This is a genomic window from Rhizobium sp. Leaf371, assembly GCF_001424045.1.
Classification (GTDB): Bacteria; Pseudomonadota; Alphaproteobacteria; order Rhizobiales; family Rhizobiaceae; genus Ferranicluibacter.
This window is the reverse complement of the sequence record NZ_LMQB01000027.1, coordinates 102,083-123,017: the sequence shown is the minus strand read 5'-3', so window position 1 is coordinate 123,017 and position 20,935 is coordinate 102,083. Positions and strand designations below refer to the sequence as shown.

Here is a 20,935-nt window from a genome sequence, read left to right as displayed (position 1 = left end):
CGACAGGATGTCGGCCGTACCACACCGACAGCATAGCCTGACGGGTTCCCGCCAGCATCCTGACGGGAGTATCCCCTTGAACATCGCAAAACGGTTGCGGCCCGAAATCGGTAGCATTCCGCTTACCCTTATCGTCTCGGCCTATCTTCTCATCGTCACCAACATCACCTTCTGGAGCCGCACGGCGGCTGCGTTCTCGTCCAACAAGGCGAGCCTCGTCGCCTTCTCCGCCGCCATTTCGCTGCTGACCATCTGCGTGCTGGTCACGTTGTCGGTCCGCTACCTCATCAAGCCTGTTCTCATCCTCTGCGTGCTTGTCGCCGGCACCGCCTCCTACTTCACCGATACCTACGGCATCGTCGTGGACAAGGCGATGGTGGAGAGCGCCTTCGTGACGACCGGCGCGGAGGCCGGCCATCTGCTGACGCCGCATTTCCTCTTTCACATCCTGGTCTTCGCCGTGCTCCCTGCCGTCATGATCGGCCTCGTGCGGGTCCGGCATCGTCCGTTTTTGCAGAAGGCAGTGCGCAACCTCGCGCTGATCGTCCCGGCACTCGGTGTGGCACTGACGCTCATCAGCTACAATTACGCCGCCATCGCCTACGTCGCCCGTGAGCGGAAGGAAGTCCTTACCGTCTTCAATCCGGCGGCCCCGCTGTCGGCTGCCGTCCGCTACGCGCGGTCCGTCTACATGGACGTCGATCTCGTCGTGGCACCTTTCGGCATCGATGCACGCGCAGGAGACCGTCTGACGGCCGAGAAGAAGCCTGTGGTCGTCGTGGTCGTTGCCGGGGAAACCGCCCGCGCCGCCAATTTCTCGCTCGATGGCTACGGGCGGGAAACCAACCCGGAGCTGAAAGCGCTCGGCGTCGTGAACTTCCGCAATACGAGCAGTTGCGGCACGGCGACGGCCGTCTCCTTGCCCTGCATGTTCTCCGGCTACCGGCGCACCGAATATACCGAGACCAAGGCCCATACGCGTCAGAACCTGGTCGATGTGCTGACCCACGCCGGCATCAGCGTCTCCTGGTGGGACAACAATACCGGCAGCAAGGGCATCGCCAAGCTGACCGACTACGCCACCAAGGCCGATCGACAGAACAGCCCGCTCTGTAAGGACGGCGAGTGCCTCGACGCGATCTTCCTCGATGGCCTCGATAGCAAGCTGGCGGCGGTCAACCAGGACACGGTCATCGTGCTCCACCAGTTGGGCAGCCACGGCCCCGGTTACTTCGCACGCTACCCGGAGGAGTTCCGGCGCTTCACGCCCGATTGCCGCACGGACGAGCTGATGAACTGCTCACCGGACGAAATCGTCAACGCCTATGACAACACGATCCTCTACACGGACCACATCCTCGCGAGCGTCGCAAAGCTGTTGGCCAAGCATGAGGATACGGTGGCCGGAGCGATGATCTACATGTCGGACCATGGCGAATCGCTCGGTGAAAACGGCATCTACCTGCACGGTGCGCCCTACGCGATCGCGCCGACGGAGCAGACCCACGTGCCCTTCATCTCCTGGTTCTCGCCGTCCTACAGCCGGACCATGGGGCTTGATACCAAGTGCCTTCTCGCCTATTCGGATGCGGCCATGTCGCACGACAACCTGTTTCACACGGTTCTGGGCATGATGAACATCCAGACGGATGTCTATAATCGCGAACTGGACGCTTTTGCGCCCTGCGTGGCCAGAAGCTGAGATGAACAGGAATGCGCTGCAGATGCAGGAGCGAAAGCCCTCACAAAAGACGCCGGGCGATAAGCTGCCGCGAAAGCTGACAGGTCTTCAGCATTTCTTCGCCGCCGCCACCTATTCCCTCGGCGGAGCGAGGCGCCTGCTCGGAGAAGCCGCGTTCCGGCAGGAGCTCATCGGCTTTGCCGTGGCCATGATCGCCTTTGCGGTGAGCGGCGCGACATTGTTTCAATACGTCGCGATGATGCTTCTCTTCCTGCTGATGATCGCGTTTGAGGCATTGAACACAGCGATCGAGGAGATCGTCGATCGCGTATCGCCCGAGATCTCCGAGATGGGGCGCAATGCCAAGGATCTCGGCTCGCTCGCCTGTCTCTGCCTGATCCTCGCCAATGCCGGCTATGCATTCTACGTCGTTTTTCTCTCGCGAGTCGTGAGCGACATGCCGCTGACCGGCTTGTAACGCATCTGCGATAACACAAAGGTGATCTTGAAGGGCTGATTGCGTCCGGAGCGCGAGGGGGCTGAAAACCCGGAAAAGTGCGGCTTCTTCTGGAGCAACGGAGGGCGAGCACCAGATTTTCTTAAAGTTGACCTTTAGGTTCATCTTATCTATACCGCCTCTGCCGGGCGCGTCGCCCGGACACTCTGAGGAGGCCGTCATGAAAATTTCCGTCCGTGCCGCAGGCTTCGTTGCCGCGGCTGCCCTTCTGGCTGCGATGAACCCCGCGCATGCCCAGTCCGAATCCGCCGGTATCGTCGTCTACAATGCTCAGCATGAAAGCCTGGGCGTCGCCTGGGCCGAGGCCTTCACGAAGGAGACCGGCATCAAGGTGACGCTGCGCAAGGGCAGCGACATGGAGTTCGCCAACCAGATCGTCCAGGAAGGTGCCGCATCCCCGGCCGACGTCTTCCTCACGGAAAACTCTCCGGCCATGTCGCTGGTCGATCAGGCCGGCCTGTTCGAACCGGTCGCAAAGGAGACGCTGGCGCAGGTTCCGGAAACCTTTCAGCCGTCGAACGGCCACTGGGTCGGCGTTGCCGCCCGCTCGACGGTCTTTGCCTACGACAAGACCAAGCTGACCGAGGACAAGCTGCCGAAGTCGCTGCTCGATCTCGCAGATCCCGCCTGGAAAGGCCGCTGGGCGGCGTCTCCCGCTGGCGCCGACTTTCAGGCGATCGTCAGCGCGCTCCTGGCACTGAAGGGCGAAGCCGCGACCAAGGAATGGCTTGCCGCGATGAAGACGAACTTCACCGCCTACAAGGGCAATTCGACGGCCATGAAGGCTGTGAACGCCGGCGAAGTCGAAGGCGCGGTGATCTACCACTACTATTACTTCGGCGATCAGGCGAAGACCGGCGAGAACAGCAAGAACGTCGCGCTGCACTTCTTCAAGAACCAGGATCCGGGCGCCTTCGTCAGCATTTCCGGCGGCGGTATCCTCGCCTCCAGCCAGCACAAGACGGAGGCTCAGGCCTTCCTGAAGTGGCTGACGGGCAAGGGCGGACAGGCCGTCCTGCGGGATGGTACGTCCTTCGAATACGCCGTTGCCAAGGGCGAAGAGTCCAACGCGGCCCTGCCGGCCCTCTCCACGCTGGACTATCCCAAGGTCGATCCGCAGCAGCTGAACAGCAAGTCGGTCACCGACCTGATGACGGAAGCCGGCATCCTCTAAGCGGCGCAACGGCGCCATCCCGGCGCAACATGACGTCTGCATGACGATTCTGGATTGATTTCATCCACAATCGCCGCAATAGGTCATCGCGACCCGTGCGCGCTTCCTTGGGGAGGCGCGCATCTTCCGTTCCGAGTAAAGGCGCCACCCGTGCCGCATGCCGATGCCAAGTCTTATGATGCCAAGTCTTATGCCGTCGCCGAGGGCAGAACGCCGGGCGGTCTGAAGCGCGCGCAGCGCGAGCGTTCGCGTCTTGCCTATCCCCTGGTCACGCTGCCCGCTTTGCTCGTGGCTCTGGTCAGTCTCATCCCCCTCGGCTTCGTGGCCGTGGTGACGATGCAGACGGGATGGGATCAGGTGGTGGCCCTCGTGTTTCGCGGGCGGGTCGGCGATCTCCTCATCAATACCGCGCTTCTCGAAGCGGCCACGGTGCCGCTCACCATCGTGCTGGCCGTCTCCCTTGCTTGGTTGACGGAGCGGACCGACCTGCCATTCTCACGGCTCTGGGCCTGGCTTGCCGTCGCGCCGCTTGCGGTTCCCGCCTTCGTCCATTCCTATGCCTGGATCAGCCTCGTTCCCGGGCTCAAGGGGTTAGGCGGCGGCGTGCTCGTCTCGGTGCTCGCCTATTTTCCCTTTCTCTATCTCCCGGTCGCCGCACAGCTCCGCCGCCTCGATCCCGCCATCGAGGATGCCGCAGCCTCTCTCGGTCTCAGCCCCTGGCGCGTGTTTTTCCGCGCGGTGCTTCCGCAGTTGCGGGTCGCGATCTGCGGTGGCAGCCTGCTCGTCGGCCTGCATCTGCTGGCGGAATACGGATTGTTCGTCATGATCCGCTTCGACACGTTTTCCACCGCCATCGTCGATCAGTTCCAGTCCGCCTTCAACGGTCCGGCCGCCAACATGCTCTCGGGCGTGCTCGTGCTCTGCTGCCTTGCCCTTCTCGGCACGGAAGCGCTGGCGCGCGGCGGCGAGCGCTATGCCCGTGTCGGCTCCGGGGCACCGCGCACGGTGACGCGTCACGCGCTCGGCCGCTGGGTCTGGCCGGCGCTGGCGCTGAACCTCGTGACCGCGGCGCTCGCCATCGGCGTGCCCTTCACGACGCTCACACGGTGGCTGGCGATCGGCGGTCTGGAGATCTGGCCGCTGCAGACGGTCGGCAATGCCGTGTTCCAGACCATCCTCCTTGCCGTCATGGGCGGCATGCTGACGACGGTGGCCGCCGCACCCATGGCCTGGCTCTCTGTACGGGCACCGGGCCGCCTCCAGCGCCTTCTTGAGGCCTGCCACTATTATGTGGGCTCGCTGCCGGGCGTGGTCGTGGCGCTGGCGCTGGTCACCATCACCGTCCGGCTGGTTCTGCCGCTCTACCAGACATTCGCAACGCTCCTCCTGGCCTACGGCCTCCTGTTTCTCCCCCGCGCCCTCGTGGCCTTGCGGGCCAGCATCGCCCAGGCACCGGTCGAGCTGGAGCGGGCGGCGATGGCGCTTGGCCGGCCGCCTCTCCAGGCGGTGCGCGTGACGACGATGCGGCTGGCCGCACCGGGTGCTGCCGCCAGCACGGCGCTGGTGGCACTGGGGATCACCAACGAGCTCACCGCCACCCTCATGCTGTCGCCGACAGGTGTCGAAACGCTTGCGACCAAATTCTGGTCGCTGACGAGCGAAATCGATTATGTCGCGGCCGCGCCTTACGCGCTGATGATGGTGGTTCTGTCGCTGCCGCTGACACTGGTCCTTCACCGCCAATCGAGCCGCGCAAGCGGGAGCGCCGCATGAGCCTTCTGTCCATCGAATCCGTCAGCAAAACCTACGGCCGGGACGCCCGTGCGCTGATCGACGTCTCGCTCACCGTTCCCGCGGGTGCAAGAACCGCGATCGTCGGCCCGTCCGGGTCCGGCAAGACGACGCTCCTCAAGCTGATCGCCGGTTTTGAGCGTCCGGACACCGGCCGCATCACGCTGGATGGCACCCATCTCGCGGGTGAGGGCGTTCACGTGCCCGCCCACAAGCGCGGCATCGGCATCGTCTCTCAGGATGGTGCCTTGTTTCCGCATCTGACCGTCGGCGAGAACATCGGCTTCGGCCTGCCGAAACGGCAGGAGGGGCGCGACAGGCGGATTGCGGCCCTGATGTCCATGGTGGAACTCGACGCGGACATGCTCCAGCGGCGTCCGCATCAGCTCTCGGGTGGACAACAGCAGCGCGTGGCGCTGGCACGCGCGCTCGCGCTCGAACCGCGCCTGATGCTGCTCGACGAGCCCTTCTCCGCGCTCGATACCGGCCTGCGCGACACGATGCGCCGCACGGTCGCGCGGATTCTCGCCGCATCCGGAACCACGTCCATTCTCGTGACGCACGATCAGGGCGAGGCCCTGTCCTTTGCCGACCACGTTGCCGTCTTCCGCGAAGGGCGGCTGGTTCAGGCAGGCAGCCCGCAGTCTCTCTATCGAAGCCCCGTGGATCGCCAGACGGCCCTGTTCCTCGGCGATGCCGTCCTGCTGGATGCGGTGGTGACATCGGGGCAGGCGGACACGGTGCTCGGGGCCATTCCCGTAAGTGCGACCGACGAATCACACCTTCGCGGCAGCTCGGGGCCGCGCTTGCAGGTCATGCTCCGGCCCGAGCAGTTGCGCATCCGCTGGCTCGGCCTCGGGGAAGCCGATCTCGTCAAGGGCGCCCGCGCGCGCGTGCTCGACAGCGAATTCGGCGGCGGTCTCTGCCGTCTGACGGTCGAGGTGGGGGAAGGGCCGTCGCGGGCCGTTCTCGACCTGCGCGTCTCGGGCTTCGATGTCGCAGCACCCGGCGAGACGGTCGCGATCGAGGTCGTGGGGCAGGGGCACGTCCTGCCCGGTTGACGGTGCTCACGTTCCCGCTCAGGCGAAGCTTTTGCGGCGCCGCGCGACGGCGGCGGTTTCCTGCACGGCGGGCACCGTTTCCAGAACCCGGCGTGCCGGGAGGATGGCGATGACCTCCGTTCCCTCGCGCAGCTTCGAACGGAGGATGAATTCGCCGTCATGCTTGGCCAGGATCGCCTGCACGATCGGCAGACCGAGACCCGTGCCCTGTTCCGCGCTCTTGATGGCGATCGAGCCCTGACCGAAGGCTGAGAGGACGACGGGGATTTCGTCTTCCGGAATGCCGGGACCATTGTCCTTGATGGACAGATACTGCCCGCCGCCGGCCGTCCAGCCCACCTTGACCGAGATCTGCCCGCCCTGCGGCGTGAATTTGACGGCGTTCGACAAGAGGTTGAGCGTCACCTGACGCATCGCCTTCTCGTCCACCCAGACGGCGGGCATGCCCTGCTCGAACTGTTCGGTGATGGTGATGCTCTTGGTCCGAGCGCGCAGCTGCACCATGCCGATGCAGTCTTCCGTGATTTCCGCGAGCAGGATGGCTTCCTCGTTGAGATCGTATCGGCCCGCCTCGATGCGCGAGAGGTCGAGAATCTCGTTGATCAGGTCGAGGAGATGCTTGCCGGAGCGATGGATGTCGCCGGTGTATTCCTTGTAGGTCGGGTTGTTCAGCGGCCCCATGACTTCGGTGAACATGACCTCGGAAAAGCCGAGAATGGCGTTCAGCGGCGTGCGCAGCTCGTGCGACATCGATGCGAGGAAGCGCGACTTTGCAAGGTTTGCCTCTTCCGCCCGGCGCCGCGCCTCGTCGGACATCGACTTGGCGACTTCGAGCTCCGCGATCAGATCGTCCTTTTCCGCCTGAACGGACAGGATCTGGATATTGGCCCGACGCATGCGGGCCGTCATGTAGACGAGAAAGGCAAGCGACGTCCCGAGCACGACTGCCAAAGCGACGAGATCGCCGCTGCCGGCCAGCACCGCCTTGGCGGCCAGCAGCGCGACGCACGGGATGAACGTCACGATCAGCGCATAGCGCAGCAGCACCGTGGCAATGGCGGTCGAGGCGAGGGCGACGAGAAGAGCGATGCCCTTGTAGAGGTCGAAATCCCGCGGCACGCAGGTCGGGCACTCCTGCAGCAGAAACAGCACCCAGACGACGCCCATCAGGATTTGAACCGCGAGGAACCGTCGGCGCCAGTAGACGATGGTCTCCGGCGTCAGATCCTTGCGCAATGCCCGCTTCGCGGCAATCAGGCCGAGAGCATGCACCAGGAGCGCCATGATCAACCAGGCGATGATCTGCAGGTTTTCCGTCAGGTAGAGGCCGCTGACGGCGATCATGATCAGAAGGATCGGCATGGCTGCGGCGCCCTGAACGACCGAGGCGACGTAGAGCGCCAGCATTTCCTTGTCGAAGCCGGAGGCATTCGATGTGCCGGCTTGCAGGCGTTCGCGGTTTGCGCGCACGGCTTTCGACACAGCCTTGTTGCGATGGCTGCGCGATTTGTCGACAATGATCTTGTCGGTCGATGTGCTGACGCCCTGATTCATCTTGTCCGGAAAGTCTGACGGATACCCGGCGATTCTAGGTAGGAATTGTTAAGATCTTGCTTCCTGTCCTCGCTCGGCACGTCATTAACGGCCGGTTACCCCGATGTTTTTCAGCATGAAGACCCGGTCTCTCGTTCGGGATGGCCTGTTGACGGCCCTATTCCTGGGGCTCGTCTGGCTCGCGGCCGACAGGATCGGTGGGCAGGGGGGCACGACCCTTTCCGGTGCGCCGCGCGTGGTCGATGGCGACACGCTGGCCATCGGCGGCAACCGTATCCGGCTTCTCGGTATCGACGCGCCGGAGCGGGCCCAGACCTGCGAGCGCGACGGCGAGACATGGGACTGTGGACAGGAGGCCCGGCGGCATCTGGCCCGGCTGATCGGCCGGTCGCCGGTCGATTGTAAGGGACGCGCGGATGACCGCTACGGCCGACGACTCTCGGTGTGTGTCACGGGACGGGAGAACATCAACGCCCGCATGGTTGCGGACGGTTTTGCTGTCGCCTTCGGCGATTATACCGCGGAGGAAGCCGATGCGCGCACACGCCAGGCAGGCCTATGGGCCGGAACCTTCGATCGGCCACGAGAGTGGCGCGCCCGCCATGGCGGAATGGCCGAGACACCCCATATCGACACGGATTGGATCAAGGCGCTCCTGCGCCGCATCGAGACCGCATGGATATCCCGTTGACACCGACCCAAGACGCCATCGATCGCCTTTCCGCGACGATCTCGAAATGTCGACTCTGTCGAGACGCGCCAAACTTTGGCGCGCCACTTCCGCATGAGCCGCGGCCCATCCTGGTCCTGTCCGAAAAGGCGCGGATCCTGATCGCGAGCCAGGCGCCCGGCATGCGCGCCCATGTCAGCGGCGTGCCTTTCGACGATCCGTCCGGCAACCGGTTGCGTGACTGGCTGGGCGTGGACCGGGCGACCTTTTATGATCCGGACAGGTTTGCCATCGTCCCCATGGGGTTCTGTTTTCCCGGATATGACAAGCACGGCGGCGATATTCCACCGCGCCGCGAATGCGCACCGACCTGGCGCGAGACGGCGCTGGCCGCGGTCCCGAACGCCTCGCTCATTCTCGTCATCGGCGCCTACGCCCAGGCCTACCACCTCGGCACATCGCGCCAGGCTTCCATGACCGCAACGGTCGCAGACTGGCGGCGGACCTTCGAGCGCAAGGACGGGCCAAAGCTGCTGCCGCTTCCGCATCCGAGCTGGCGCAACACGCCCTGGCTGAAAAAGAATCCGTGGTTCGAGGCGGACCTCCTGCCGGTGCTGCGGGCAGAAATCGAATTGCGGATATCGTGATTATTCGCTCTGGCTTCCCCCTCTTTTGCCGCTATAGAAGGAATATTATTCGAAGGGGGCTATAGAAATGGATCGTCTCGATCGTAAGATCCTGCGACTTCTGCAAGAAGATTCGACACTCGCCGTCGCCGACCTCGCCAAGAAGGTTGGCCTGTCGACCACGCCGTGCTGGCGGCGTATCCAGAAGATGGAAGAAGAGGGCGTCATCCGTGGCCGCGTCGCCCTGCTCGATCCCGCGAAGATCAACACCAAGGTCACGGTTTTCGTGTCGATCCGCACCAATGCCCACTCGATCGAGTGGCTGCGGCGGTTCTCCGAGGTGGTCGGCGAGTTTCCCGAAGTGGTCGAGCTATACCGCATGAGCGGCGACGTGGATTATCTGTTGCGCGTCGTCGTGCCGGATATCGCAGCCTATGATGCGTTCTACAAGCGCCTGATCGCCAAGATCGAGATCCGCGACGTATCCTCGGCTTTCGCCATGGAGCAGATCAAGTACACGACGCAGATGCCGCTCGACTACATGATCCTTGAGCAGGCAAAGTCGCAGGAGGACTGAGGTCCGCGAAGGGGACGGGAAGCAGGCGCGGGGGCGCCTACTTCTTCTCCAGCCGGGCGAGCAGCGAGGACGTATCCCAGCGACGTCCGCCCATCGACTGGACCTCGCCGTAGAACTGGTCGACCAGCGCGGTCACGGGAAGCTTGGCGCCGTTTCGTCGGGCTTCCGTCAGAACGATATCCAGGTCCTTGCGCATCCAGTCGACGGCAAAGCCGAAGTCATATTGGCCCGCGATCATCGTCTTGTGGCGGTTTTCCATCTGCCAGGATCCGGCGGCGCCCTTGGAAATGACGTCCACGACGGCTCCCATGTCGAGACCGGCGTTCTTGCCGAAATGCACGGCTTCCGCCAGTCCCTGAACGAGACCGGCAATGCAGATCTGGTTGACCATCTTCGTCAGCTGTCCGCTGCCGGCCGGACCCATCAGTCCGACCATGCGGGCATAGGCGTCGATCACCGGCTTGGCCCGTTCGAACACCTCGGGCTCCCCGCCGCACATGACGGTGAGCATGCCATTCTCCGCACCCGCTTGCCCGCCGGACACCGGCGCGTCGAGGAAATGCGCGCCGCGCGCCCGGGCGGCCGCGTCCAGCTCCCGCGCCACTTCGGCCGACGCCGTGGTGTTGTCGATGAAGATCGCGCCTGCGCGCAGCGTCTCGAAGGCGCCGTCCTTGCCGGTCGTGACCGACCGCAGGTCGTCGTCGTTGCCGACGCAGCAGAAGACGAAATCCGCGTCCCGCGCGGCCTCGGCCGGGGTTGCCGCGGCACGGCCACCGTTTTCCGAAACCCAGGTTTCGGCCTTCGCAGCCGTCCGGTTGTAGACGGTCAGGTCGTGGCCGCCCTTGACGGCGAGATGGCGCGCCATGGGATACCCCATGACGCCGAGACCGATGAAGGCGACTTTTGCCACGGGATTCTCCTCAGGCGATCGATGAAGGGAGCGACGACTCACGCCGCAGTGCGCAGCCGCGCAACGACGAGATGACCGGCAATCGGCGCGCCGTCTTCCAGGCGCACGACGATCTCCGTGAGATCGACCAGATCGAACCCGGTCGCATCCAGACGTTCCAGCACATAATCGCGCGCATGGGCGAAACGCTGATGCGGGCCGACCATGAAGCGGCGTCCGGCAAAGACCGCGTCCGGCAATGTCTCGCTGGAAAAGATGAACAGCCCACCCGGCTCGATGGTCTCGGCCGCCGCAAAGAACAGGGCTTCGAGCCCGCCGAGATAGGGCAGGACATCCGTTGCCGTGACCAGATCGAACGGCCCGTCTTCGTTGTCCTCAAGATAGTCCACGGCTTCGGCGACGTAGAGCGCGTCGTAGACATCCTTTTCATCGGCGATTTCGACCATGTTTTCCGAAAGATCGACGCCTGTCACGGTCTCCGCCATGTCACGCAATGCGCCGCCGGTCAGGCCCGTGCCGCAACCAAGGTCGAGGAGGCTCTTGAAAGGGCCGAGCCCAAGGCTCTGCAGCCGCTGGCGCACCATCATGGGCACGGAGTAGCCCAGCTGTTCGACGAGCACGTCCTCGAAGACATCGGCGTGCTGGTCGAACAGGGTCGTGACATAGGCGTCGGGCGCCTTGTCCGGCGTTTCGCCGTGGCCCATGGAGGCGATGCGCACGGCTGCACCCCCATGATCTTCGGGGTCGAGTGCCAGCACTTCGCCATAGGCAGCGACAGCCGCTTCGACATCGCCGGATTTTTCGAGCGCGAGTGCGCGGTTATAGGCCTCGGCCAAAGCTTCTTCGTCGATCTTCTTCTGCATGGCCGCTTTGTAGGATGGGTCCTGCCGGAAGGCAATCCCGATCCGTCACCGCGACACCCGCGCAGCGTCTGTCGGAGACCGTTCAGTTGATGATGAATTCTCCCTGCAAAGCGCGCCAGTCGCCGGCCGAGATCAGCTGGCGGTGGACATATCGCACCGAATGCAGCGGTCCATCCAGCGTCTCCCGCCAGAATTTCAGGAATTGCTTCATTTCGGGGAAGTGCGGCGCCAGATCGTAATGCTGCCAGATGTAGCTCTGCAGGATCGCCTGGCGATCGGGCATTCGGTAGAGGATCTCGGCCGTGGTGAGGCCGTACCCTTTCAGCTGCAGTTCCATGTCAGATGCCATGCGAAACCTCATCTTTGCTGAATGACGGTCTCTAGAATGAAGCGCCCGAATGGTTAAGCAAGGCTTAATGACGGCTGGATGACGAAAATTATTGTGAAATAGCAAAGGCTTGGCAGCATCGCGCAATGAGTGCTGCCATTTGGCAAGCTAGCGCTTGAGGTGCCGCGTCAGCCGCTTCTCCAGCCAGGCCCAGAGATTTCGCAGGGCTTCCACCATGATCAGGTAGAAGATCGCGGCCCAGAGATAGGTCTGGTAGTCGAAGGTGCGCGAGAAGGCGCGGCGGGTCTCGCCCATGAGGTCGAAGACGGTGACGATGGCGACGATGGCGGAGGCCTTGATCATCAGGATGATCTCGTTGCCATAGGGTCTGAGCGCCACGATCATCGCCTGCGGCAGGATGATCTTGAAGAAGGCGATGCGTGGCGGCAGGCCGAGCGAGGCGGCGCCCTCGCGCTGGCCGCGGGGCACGCTCTCGATCGCGCCGCGCAGGATTTCCGCCTGGTAGGCGGCCGTGTTCAGCACGAATGTCAGGAGCGCGCAGTACCAGGCCTCGCGGAAGAACCACCACAGCCCGATCTCCGTCAGCTGCGGACGGAAGCTCCCCAGGCCGTAATAGATGAGGAAGAGCTGCATGATCACGGGCGTGCCGCGGAAGAAGTAGACGTAGACGTACGAGATCCAGTTTGCGATCTTGTTTTTCGACATGCGGCCGAGCGCCACCGGCAGCGACAGGAGCGCGCCGAGGAGGATCGAAGATGAGACGAGGCCAAGCGTGACGCCGAGGCCGGAAAGGTAGCCAGGACCGTAGCGCTGGAATTTCTCCAGATCGAAGCCGCCGACGATCAGCATGCCGAGACCGACGAAAACGGCGAGCCAGACGCCGAGAAGAGCGCGGCCGAAAAGGCGCGACAGCGTGTAGGGTCGGGCGTCCTGGCGCGGTGCCGGCTGCGGCGAGATCAGATCGGTCGAAACGAAGGCCTGGGTGGAGCGGACAGCGGCGGTGGGAATGTCGGTGTCGAGCGCCGGCGGCGCGCCTGCGGGCGGAAGCGGAGGCAGCGTGCTCATCGGGCCATCTCCGAACGGCGCGCCCAGCTCTCCAGGGCGGAAAAGACGACGGAGGATGCCGCGGCAAGCAGCAGGAACAGGATGCAGGCAAGCCCGAAGAATTCGAAGGCCTGCTTGGTCACGCGGGCGGCCACGCCCGTCTGGCGCAGAATGTCGGGCAGGCCGATGACGGAGACGAGCGCGGTATCCTTCAGAAGCGCCATCCAGAGGTTGCCGAGGCCGGGCAGCGCGATCCGAAAGAGCTGCGGCAGCACGATCAGCCGCATGGTCTTTCCGCGGCTGAAGCCAAGCGCGTCGCCCGCCTCATACTGGCCTTTGGGGATTGCCTTGAAGGCGGATTGCAGGACTTCGGAACAATAGGCCGAGAAGACCACGGCGAGAGCGACCATGCCGGCGAAAAAGGCATTGATTTCCACCGGACCGGTATAACCGACCCCGGAGAGCACCTGCTGCACCACGATCTGCAGGCCGTAATAGACGATGAACAGCGTCAGCAGCTCCGGCAGGCCGCGAAAGATCGTCGTGTAAATGTCCGAGGCCAGGCGGAGCGACCCCTCGCTCGACTGCTTGCCGAGTGCCACGCAAAAGCCGAGCACGAGGCCGACGGGCAGGGTGGCGATCGCGAGCGATGCGGTGATGAGAAAGCCATAGCCGATTTCATCGCCCCAGCCCGCATCGCCGCAGGCAAGCAGCGTGTTGCCCGCAAGCAGTCGGAAAACACCCAGCGGTCCGCACCACGGATCGAGCATGGCGCCGAGCCATGACACGGCGGAGGAAAGCGCGGCCATGATTCCGCTCATTGTCTGATCGTCCCCTTGAGGCGCTTCTTGATGGGCACCTCTTGCTTACGCCATTGTTGTCAAACAAAAACGGCGGGAGGGCAAGCTCCCGCCGCAGGATTTTGACGAGGCGTCGATTAGCCGCCGTAGACGTCGAAGGCGAAGTACTTGTCGTTGATTTCCTTGTACTTGCCGTTGGCGCGGATGGCCTTGATCGCCGCATTGAACTTTTCGCGCAGATCGTTGTCGCCCTTGCGCAGGGCGATACCGGCGCCGGCGCCGTTGATGACCGGATCGATCGGCAGCGTGCCGAGCAGCTTGCAGCAGTCGCCATCCGTGGTCTTCAGCCACTCCGAGAGCACGACGACGTCGTCGATCACGGCATCGATGCGGCCATTGGCGATGTCGAGCTTATACTCGTCGGATGTCGGGTAAAGCTTGAGCTCGGCCTTCTTCATATGCGCTTCGGCGTAGTTGGAATGAGTCGTGGAGCCCTGTGCGCCGAGCGTCTTGCCGTCGAGACCGGCTTCGGTCGCCTCGGTGATCGGGCTATCCTTCGGCACCGCGATGGCCGGCGGCGTGTTGTAGTATTTGTCGGTGAAATCCACCTGCTGCTTGCGCTCGGCGGTGATCGACATCGAGGCGATGAAGGCGTCGTACTTCTTGGCGATCAGGGCCGGAATGGCGCCGTCCCAATCCTGGGTGACGAAGGTGCATTCGGCCTTCATCTCGACGCAGAGCGCCTTGGCGATATCGATGTCGAAGCCCGACAGCGAGCCGTCGGATTCCAGCACGTTGAAGGGCGGGTAGGCGCCTTCGGTGCCGATGGTGATCTTTTCGCCCGCGGCGAGTGCCGTGCTTGCGGTCAGGGCGAAAACGGCTGCAGCGGCAGCCATGGTCAGACGTTTGGCGATAGGCATGTCGATCCTCTCTGTTGGCGCAGTCCCGGCTTGTTCTTGGTGTCCCGGGACATTCGCAAGCGACGGTGAACGGTCGCTTAGACTGCGATATTCCGTCACCCGTTCGCAAATGCAACAGGAAAAAGCGCAGGCGCAGAAAAGCGTCAACAGGCTCTGGCGGTCGGAGGAGGAAAGCCTATGTCCGCCGGGTGAACGCCATATTCATCGCCAATTCATGCGCTTGTTGCTACCGCTCCGACCCCAGGATCGCAGCATGCGTTGCGACCGGCCGGTGAACGGCGTTCGAGCATATACCGGTCCGGCTCATCGGTGCCGGAGACAAGAACAAAAACGGGATCTCTCGTAGGAGGAGACACCATGACCATTCGATCCAAGCTTTTTGCAACGGTGGCAATGCCGCTGCTCACAATGACTGTCGGACTGCAGCCGGCCTTGGCCGATGCGCAGATCAAGCCTTTCCAGATGGCCCAGGCCGACGAGGATGAGCTTCTCCGCAAGCGCAAGCCCGCCGAAGGGCAGGATGAATCCGCACCGAAGGCGCGTGGCGAACCGTCCGAGAACGGCGAAGGCGGCCAGAACCGCGAGGAGCGCCGCAAGCAGCGCAATTCCGACCAGTCCCAGGGCGGCGAAGAGCCGCAGCGGCAAGCCGAGCCTTCCAACGAAGACAGCCCGCGCCCGAGCCGCGAGGAACGTCGCAAGCAGCGCGACGCCGAGCAGCAGAAGCAGAGCGACGAACAGCCGCAGGCCCAGCCCTCCGGCGACGACGCACCGCGCCCCAGCCGCGAAGAGCGCCGCAAGCAGCGTGACGCCGAGCAGCAGAAGCAGAACGGCGAAGAGCAGCCGCAGGCGCAGCCTTCCGGCGACGATTCGCCGCGCCCGAGCCGCGAAGAACGCCGCAAGAAGGAGCGTGAGGCCGAGCAGCAGAACCAGACCGGCGACGAACAGCCGCAGGCGAAGCCGTCCGGCGAAGAGGCACCGGCTCAAAGCCGCGAGGAGCGCCGCAAGCAGCAGCGCGAGGCAGAGCAACAGAAGAACGAGCAGCAACAGAAAAAGAACGATCAGCAGCAGAAGAAATCTGGCGCTGATGCGAACGACGCGGCCAAGCCCGCTGATTCCGACGCGGCCCGGCCGGCACAGGCAGGGCAGGACGGGGACGTCTCCGACGCCGAACGCAAGCGGCAGCGCGAAGAGCGCATTCGCAAGCGCGAGGCGGAGCGCCTGAACGGCCAGCAGGACGGTGATCAGCAGGCAAAGCCGGGCGACACGGCAGAGCAGCCCGCCGGCGGAGACATGACCGACGAGGAGCGTGCCCGCATTCGTGCCGAGCGCCGCAAGCAGCGCGAGGCCGAGGGTCAGCAGGCCGAGGATCCGGCGCGTCCGCGCGGCGATGGCAATGCCGAAACGAACGGTGACCCCGCCGGCGATGACGGCGCAACGCGCGATCGCCCGGCGCGCGACGTGGTCGACAAGCGGTCGCGCGAGGAGCGCGAGAAGCTGGCACGCGATCCGTCGAAGAGCGACGAGACGGTCGTTCTGCCGGTCGAGAACGGTGCTGCCGTGCTCGACAGCGACAAGGACGCCGACAACCGCGACGGCGATTCGCGCGACCGGCGTCGCCGCGAACGCGAGCAGGTTCGCGAGCAACGCGACAACCAGCCGCCGCCGCGCACCGACGCCGATGCACAGGCCGAATATCGCGAACGTCGCCCGGATCGCGAAGAGCTGAATGCGGCGATCAACGAGCGGGGACGCCGGATCGATCAGGCACCGGAATTCGATGCCCGCGACTTGATCGACGCCCTCACCGGCCAGCGTCCGCGGGTCGAGGAATCACGCAACAATCGAACCGTCCTCGATTTCGGCGACGAGATCGTTGTGCGGAGCGACGACCGCCCGCGCCTGCGTCGCGACGCTCGCGAGACCTATTACGAGGAACTGCCGCGTGGCCGGACCCGTGAAGTGATCGAGCGCCCGAACGGGATGCGCGTCGTGACGATCTACAATCGCTATGGCGATGTGATCCAGCGCACGCGCATCAATCGCGATGGCGAGGAATATTTGATGGTCTACGCTCCGGAGAGCGACGAAGAGAAGCGCCCGCCGCTCTACGACGTCGGCGAGGATCTGCCGCCGATGCGCCTCACGGTTCCGGTGCGCGACTACATCATCGACACCTCGTCGGAGCCGGATCGTGACTATTACGACTTCCTGGCCGAGCCGCCGGTCGAACGGGTCGAGCGCACCTATTCGCTGGACGAAGTTCGCAACTCCGCGCGTATCCGCGACAAGGTCCGTCGTATCGATCTCGATACGATCACCTTCGCCACGGGCAGTGCAGAGGTGCCGACATCGCAGGCAAAGACGCTGCGGAAAGTGGCGGATGCCATGCTGGAGGTCATCGACAAGGATCCGGGCGAGACCTTCCTGATCGAAGGTCACACCGATGCTGTCGGCTCCGACCAGTCCAATCTCGTTCTCTCGGACGAACGGGCCGAATCGGTTGCGGCACTCCTGACCGATATCTACGAGATCCCGCCGGAAAACCTGGTCACGCAGGGCTATGGCGAACGCTTCCTCAAGGTCCGCACGACGGACGCCGAGCAACAGAACCGACGCGTCACGATCCGCCGCGTCACGCCGCTCGTGCGTCCCGTCGCGCAGAAATAACGGTTGGCGAAAAGGATGGCGGTCGGTGGCGGCCGCCGCCCCGATTTTGCCATCTTAGAGGTCCTGAAGATAAAGAACCCGGCGCCGCTTGCGCCGGGTTCTTGCTGTTTGGACGTCTGATGAAAGCTCTTCTTCTCCTGCCGCTGTTGGCGGCCCTCGGTTTTGCGACGCAGGCCCCGGCGCGTGACGGCCTGCTGGAGCCCAAGCTCCATATCGCTGCCGGCGGCAAGACGCCGCGCGTGGCTTTGACCTTCGACGCCTGCATGGGGCTCGCGGACCAGCGGATCCTTTCCGTGCTGATCGACAACCACATCCCCGCGACGATCTTCATCACGGCACGCTGGCTGAAGCGGAACGCAGAGACATTTGCGATCTTCCGCGCCCATCCCGACCTGTTCGAGCTGGAAAACCATGGCGCGATGCATGTGCCGGCGATCGATCGCTCCGTGCCGGTCTATGGCATCGCATCGGCCGGTTCGGCAGAGGCGGTCGAGGCCGAAGTGTCGGGTGGCGCGAATGCGCTGGTCGCGGACGGCGCGCCGCGCCCGCACTGGTTTCGCGGCGCCACGGCGAAGTATACGGCGTCTTCCATTGCCCAGATCAGGGCGCTGGGGTTCGACGTTGCCGGCTATTCGCTGAACGGCGACGACGGTTCCTTGTTGGGAGCGAGGGCGGCGACGCGGCGCATCGCCAGTGCGCACGATGGCGACGTCATCATTTCGCATATCAACCAGCCGACCCATGCGGCCGGGGAAGGCGTTGCGGCGGGCATTCTGGCCCTCAAGGCAAAAGGCTTCACGTTCGTGCGGCTCGATGCCGTTTCCGAAAACGGCAGCAACGCGACCGTCAACTGAAGCGGCGTCTCATCGCCGCGTGAGCCCGCAGATCGCCTCGACGAAGTCGGCGATTGAGGCGGTGTCGTCGAGATCGAAGACCGGCAGCGTCGCGTCGGGTACGGCATGGTCGGATGCGATGGCACGGATATACGGATCTCCGGGCGCCAGCGGCTCGCGGTTCTTCGCCTCCAGCCGCCGTGCCTCGATTTTCGGGATCGGCTCGCGCTTGTAACCCTCGATAAGAACGAGATCGCAGGGGGCGAGGCGGGCAAGAATCGCCTCGAAAGACGGCTCCGCTTCGCCCCGAAGCTCGTGCATGATCGCAAAGCGGGTGCCCGACACGATCGTCACCTCATGCGCCCCGGCTTCGCGATGCCGCCAGCTGTCCGCGCCGATCTTGTCGATATCGAAATCATGATGGGCGTGCTTGACGGTCGAGACCTTGTATCCCCGCGCCGTCAGTTCCGTCACCAGCCGGACGGCGAGACCCGTCTTTCCCGAATTCTTCCAGCCGGCGATGCCGAAGATCTTGGGGTTGCTCATCGGTCGTCGGCTCCCTTTCGCGTCAGCATCCGTTCGATCATCTCCACATCTCCGGGCCTGTTCATGTTGATGAAGGGATCGATCTCCGCGGCCGCTACGCCCGTCGTGGTGAAGTCGACGACGACATGCGGGTGTCGCTCGATGAAGCCGCGGACCCGGCGCTTGGCATCGGTCGCGATGAAACGTTCGAGATCGGCAGAAAGCGACGCAGACCACAGTGCGAAGACGGGATGCAGGGTCCCGTTCGAGCCGGCCACGGCGATGAGGCTGTCGGTCTCCTCCAAAGCTTCCAACAGCCTGACGACAAGCGTGGATGGGAAGAAAGGCGCATCGACCGGCACGGTGACGACGTGCGGGGTGCCCGTGGATTGTGCGAGACGCATCCCGGCGAGAACGCCCGACAGCGGACCGAAGCGACCGGGATGCATCTCCGGAAGGGTTTCCACATCGGCGGCAACGCCAGGAAGGCGCGCCTCACCGTTGAAGGCGAGGGCGGTCACCTGCGGCCGCAGGCGGTCCAGCGTGCGGATCGCCAGCGACGTCCCGGCCAGTGGAAGGCTTGCCTTGTCCCGCCCCATCCGGCGCGACAGGCCGCCTGCAAGCACCACCCCGAGGATCGCTCGGGAAACATCGGCTGCCTGAGTGAGGGCCATCGTTCAGGAGACCCTGTCGTCATCGAGGTCACGGGCGCGGGCGGTCATCTCAGCCGCCGGTCACGCTCATGTGCCGTGCGACGGCGGGGCGGTTCTGCGTCCGGTCGATAATGAAATCATGGCCCTTCGGCTTGCGGCCGATCGCCTCGTCGATGACTTGCGACAGAAGCGCATCTTCGGAGGAGGCCCGGACGGCGGCGCGCAGGTCGGCGGCGTCGTTCTGGCCGAGGCACATGTAGAGGGTGCCCGTGCAGGTCAGCCGGACCCGGTTGCAACTCTCGCAGAAATTATGGGTCATCGGCGTGATCAGGCCGAGCCTGCCGCCGGTTTCCGCAACGGTCATGTAGCGGGCCGGACCGCCGGTGGCATAGGCGTTGTCGGTGAGGGTAAAGATCTCCGCCAGCCGGTCGCGCATCTCCGACAGCGGCATGTAGCGATCGGTTCTGTCTTCCTCGATCTCGCCCATCGGCATGGTCTCGATCAGCGTCAGGTCCATGCCCCGGCCATGCGCCCAGCGGATCATGTCGGGAATCTCACGGTCGTTGAAACCCTTCAGGGCGACCGCATTGATCTTCACTTGCAGGCCGGCGGCCTGAGCGGCGTCGATTCCTTCCAGAACTTTGGCAAGGTCGCCCCAGCGCGTGATCTCGCGGAACTTGACCGGGTCGAGCGTGTCCAGCGACACGTTGATGCGCCGGACGCCGGCATCCGCAAGCTCCTGCGCATACCGCGCCAGCTGAGAGCCGTTCGTGGTCAGGGTCAGCTCGTCCAGCGTTCCCTCTTCGATCTTTCTGCCGAGCGCGCGCACGAGATGCATGATGTTTTTGCGCACCAGCGGCTCGCCACCGGTCAGGCGCAGCTTGCGCACGCCTTTCTCGATGAAGGCGGAACAGATGCGCTCCAGCTCTTCGAGCGTCAGAAGGTCCTTCTTCGGGAGGAAGTTCATGTTTTCCGCCATGCAATAGGTGCAGCGGAAATCGCAACGGTCTGTGACGGAGACACGCAGATAGGTGACCGCCCGGCCGAAGGGGTCGATCATCGGCCCAGTTGCGCCGGCAAGAGCAACCGCCCCGCGCTTCTCGATCGGGCGTCTGTCGATGATGATGGTGTTCACAAGCGTCTCCGTCGTCCTGCCTACAAACATCGTGCCTGGGACGGGATGCGTCAAGGCCGGCGTCGAGGACGGTCTCCGTTCGCGCCATGCAATCGTCGGGCGTGTCGGTTTCCTTGAGGGGGAATCTGCGCTAGGTCTCTGAAAAATCAAGCGGCATCAGGCGCACGACGACACGGGCGCGGAGAGACGGACATGACGAGCGACAGCTGGCCCAAGGAGTTGCGGGTCTCCAAGGATAAACGGACGCTGACGGTGACCTTCAACGACGGTATCGCCGGCGTCCTGCCCGCCGAGATGCTGCGCGTTCTCTCGCCTTCGGCCGAGGTTCAGGGGCATGGGCCGGGACAGAAGGTCACCGTGCCCGGCAAGCGCAATGTCGCCATCGCCGCGATGACGCCGACGGGCAATTACGCGGTGCGCATCGCCTTCGATGACGGTCACGACACCGGCATCTTCACCTGGACCTACCTGCGCACGTTGACCAGCGACGGCGCTGCCCTGTTTGCCGCCTACGAGCAGGAGCTGAGCGCCAAGGGCCTGACCCGCGGTCCCGAGCTTCGCGGGCAGGGCGAGGGCGCCCGATGA

General features: G+C 64.1%; 21 protein-coding genes. 11 read left to right on the top strand and 10 right to left on the bottom strand.

The annotated features are described in order from the left end of the window. Positions 1 to 76: 76 nt before the first annotated feature. The 5 genes from ASG39_RS18830 to ASG39_RS18810 all read left to right on the top strand — a co-directional run bounded on the left by ASG39_RS18830 (position 77) and on the right by ASG39_RS18810 (position 6,224). Entirely contained in the window at positions 77 to 1,702 is a 1,626-nt protein-coding gene (locus tag ASG39_RS18830; protein WP_062596505.1) for a phosphoethanolamine--lipid A transferase, read from the top strand. A gap of 22 nt (positions 1,703 to 1,724) precedes the next feature. After that, positions 1,725 to 2,159 (top strand): diacylglycerol kinase, encoded by a 435-nt coding sequence (locus ASG39_RS18825; RefSeq protein ID WP_062596726.1) that lies wholly within the window; start codon positions 1,725 to 1,727, stop codon positions 2,157 to 2,159. Between the two features lie 199 nt (positions 2,160 to 2,358). Continuing rightward, positions 2,359 to 3,372 (top strand): iron ABC transporter substrate-binding protein, encoded by a 1,014-nt coding sequence (locus ASG39_RS18820; protein WP_062596504.1) that lies wholly within the window; start codon positions 2,359 to 2,361, stop codon positions 3,370 to 3,372. 222 nt (positions 3,373 to 3,594) lie between these two features. After that, positions 3,595 to 5,145, top strand: a complete 1,551-nt coding sequence (locus ASG39_RS18815) for an iron ABC transporter permease (RefSeq protein ID WP_062596725.1) — start codon at positions 3,595 to 3,597, stop codon at positions 5,143 to 5,145. Beyond that, positions 5,142 to 6,224, top strand: coding sequence for an ABC transporter ATP-binding protein (locus ASG39_RS18810; protein WP_062596503.1), 1,083 nt, complete (start codon positions 5,142 to 5,144; stop codon positions 6,222 to 6,224). Before ASG39_RS18815 ends, ASG39_RS18810 begins: the two co-directional genes overlap by 4 nt. A gap of 18 nt (positions 6,225 to 6,242) precedes the next feature. Here ASG39_RS18810 and ASG39_RS18805 read toward each other — a convergent pair whose 3' ends face one another. Further along, positions 6,243 to 7,778: a HAMP domain-containing sensor histidine kinase gene (locus ASG39_RS18805; RefSeq protein WP_062596502.1), complete on the bottom strand. Its 1,536-nt coding sequence runs from the start codon at positions 7,776 to 7,778 to the stop codon at positions 6,243 to 6,245. 148 nt (positions 7,779 to 7,926) lie between these two features. Between ASG39_RS18805 and ASG39_RS18800 the strand changes: the two genes are divergently transcribed. The 3 genes from ASG39_RS18800 (at position 7,927) to ASG39_RS18790 (ending at position 9,651) form a co-directional block, all read left to right on the top strand. Further along, a complete protein-coding gene (locus ASG39_RS18800) occupies positions 7,927 to 8,469 on the top strand; it encodes a thermonuclease family protein (protein WP_162242455.1) in 543 nt (180 codons plus the stop codon). Further along, positions 8,454 to 9,095, top strand: a complete 642-nt coding sequence (locus ASG39_RS18795) for a uracil-DNA glycosylase family protein (RefSeq protein ID WP_062596500.1) — start codon at positions 8,454 to 8,456, stop codon at positions 9,093 to 9,095. The genes ASG39_RS18800 and ASG39_RS18795 overlap by 16 nt, the downstream gene beginning before the upstream one ends. A gap of 67 nt (positions 9,096 to 9,162) precedes the next feature. Next, positions 9,163 to 9,651: an Lrp/AsnC family transcriptional regulator gene (locus ASG39_RS18790; protein ID WP_062596499.1), complete on the top strand. Its 489-nt coding sequence runs from the start codon at positions 9,163 to 9,165 to the stop codon at positions 9,649 to 9,651. Positions 9,652 to 9,688: 37 nt separating this feature from the next. On the opposite strand, the gene ASG39_RS18785 is transcribed toward ASG39_RS18790, so the two are convergent. The 6 genes from ASG39_RS18785 to ASG39_RS18760 all read right to left on the bottom strand — a co-directional run bounded on the left by ASG39_RS18785 (position 9,689) and on the right by ASG39_RS18760 (position 14,537). Then, a complete protein-coding gene (locus ASG39_RS18785) occupies positions 9,689 to 10,561 on the bottom strand; it encodes an NAD(P)-dependent oxidoreductase (RefSeq protein ID WP_062596498.1) in 873 nt (290 codons plus the stop codon). A 38-nt stretch (positions 10,562 to 10,599) separates the two neighbouring features. After that, positions 10,600 to 11,424 carry a methyltransferase domain-containing protein gene (locus tag ASG39_RS18780; RefSeq protein ID WP_062596497.1) on the bottom strand — a complete coding sequence of 275 codons (825 nt, stop codon included), beginning with the start codon at positions 11,422 to 11,424 and terminating at the stop codon, positions 10,600 to 10,602. Positions 11,425 to 11,506: 82 nt separating this feature from the next. Next, positions 11,507 to 11,773, bottom strand: a complete 267-nt coding sequence (locus ASG39_RS18775) for an aspartate-semialdehyde dehydrogenase (RefSeq protein WP_062596496.1) — start codon at positions 11,771 to 11,773, stop codon at positions 11,507 to 11,509. A 147-nt stretch (positions 11,774 to 11,920) separates the two neighbouring features. After that, positions 11,921 to 12,838 carry an ABC transporter permease gene (locus tag ASG39_RS18770; protein WP_082477361.1) on the bottom strand — a complete coding sequence of 306 codons (918 nt, stop codon included), beginning with the start codon at positions 12,836 to 12,838 and terminating at the stop codon, positions 11,921 to 11,923. Continuing rightward, positions 12,835 to 13,638 carry an ABC transporter permease gene (locus ASG39_RS18765; protein WP_062596495.1) on the bottom strand — a complete coding sequence of 268 codons (804 nt, stop codon included), beginning with the start codon at positions 13,636 to 13,638 and terminating at the stop codon, positions 12,835 to 12,837. The genes ASG39_RS18770 and ASG39_RS18765 overlap by 4 nt, the downstream gene beginning before the upstream one ends. A gap of 116 nt (positions 13,639 to 13,754) precedes the next feature. Then, the gene (locus ASG39_RS18760; RefSeq protein WP_062596494.1) at positions 13,755 to 14,537 is read right to left on the bottom strand and encodes an ABC transporter substrate-binding protein; all 783 of its coding nucleotides are present in this window, start codon (positions 14,535 to 14,537) and stop codon (positions 13,755 to 13,757) included. A 357-nt stretch (positions 14,538 to 14,894) separates the two neighbouring features. Between ASG39_RS18760 and ASG39_RS18755 the strand changes: the two genes are divergently transcribed. Further along, entirely contained in the window at positions 14,895 to 17,204 is a 2,310-nt protein-coding gene (locus tag ASG39_RS18755) for an OmpA family protein (protein ID WP_062596493.1), read from the top strand. A 119-nt stretch (positions 17,205 to 17,323) separates the two neighbouring features. After that, positions 17,324 to 18,058, top strand: coding sequence for a polysaccharide deacetylase family protein (locus tag ASG39_RS18750; protein ID WP_062596492.1), 735 nt, complete (start codon positions 17,324 to 17,326; stop codon positions 18,056 to 18,058). 9 nt (positions 18,059 to 18,067) lie between these two features. Here the strand turns inward: ASG39_RS18750 and mobB are convergent, their stop codons facing one another. Genes mobB through moaA form a run of 3 tightly spaced genes read right to left on the bottom strand, consistent with a single transcriptional unit; the run spans position 18,068 to position 20,275 of the window. Next, complete coding sequence (gene mobB, locus ASG39_RS18745) at positions 18,068 to 18,583, bottom strand: molybdopterin-guanine dinucleotide biosynthesis protein B (protein WP_062596491.1); 516 nt, start codon at positions 18,581 to 18,583, stop codon at positions 18,068 to 18,070. Beyond that, positions 18,580 to 19,236 carry a molybdenum cofactor guanylyltransferase MobA gene (gene mobA / locus ASG39_RS18740; protein WP_062596490.1) on the bottom strand — a complete coding sequence of 219 codons (657 nt, stop codon included), beginning with the start codon at positions 19,234 to 19,236 and terminating at the stop codon, positions 18,580 to 18,582. The genes mobB and mobA overlap by 4 nt, the downstream gene beginning before the upstream one ends. 49 nt (positions 19,237 to 19,285) lie before the next feature. Beyond that, positions 19,286 to 20,275 carry a GTP 3',8-cyclase MoaA gene (gene moaA, locus ASG39_RS18735; protein ID WP_244481278.1) on the bottom strand — a complete coding sequence of 330 codons (990 nt, stop codon included), beginning with the start codon at positions 20,273 to 20,275 and terminating at the stop codon, positions 19,286 to 19,288. A 267-nt stretch (positions 20,276 to 20,542) separates the two neighbouring features. Between moaA and ASG39_RS18730 the strand changes: the two genes are divergently transcribed. Next, the gene (locus tag ASG39_RS18730; protein WP_062596489.1) at positions 20,543 to 20,935 is read left to right on the top strand and encodes a DUF971 domain-containing protein; all 393 of its coding nucleotides are present in this window, start codon (positions 20,543 to 20,545) and stop codon (positions 20,933 to 20,935) included.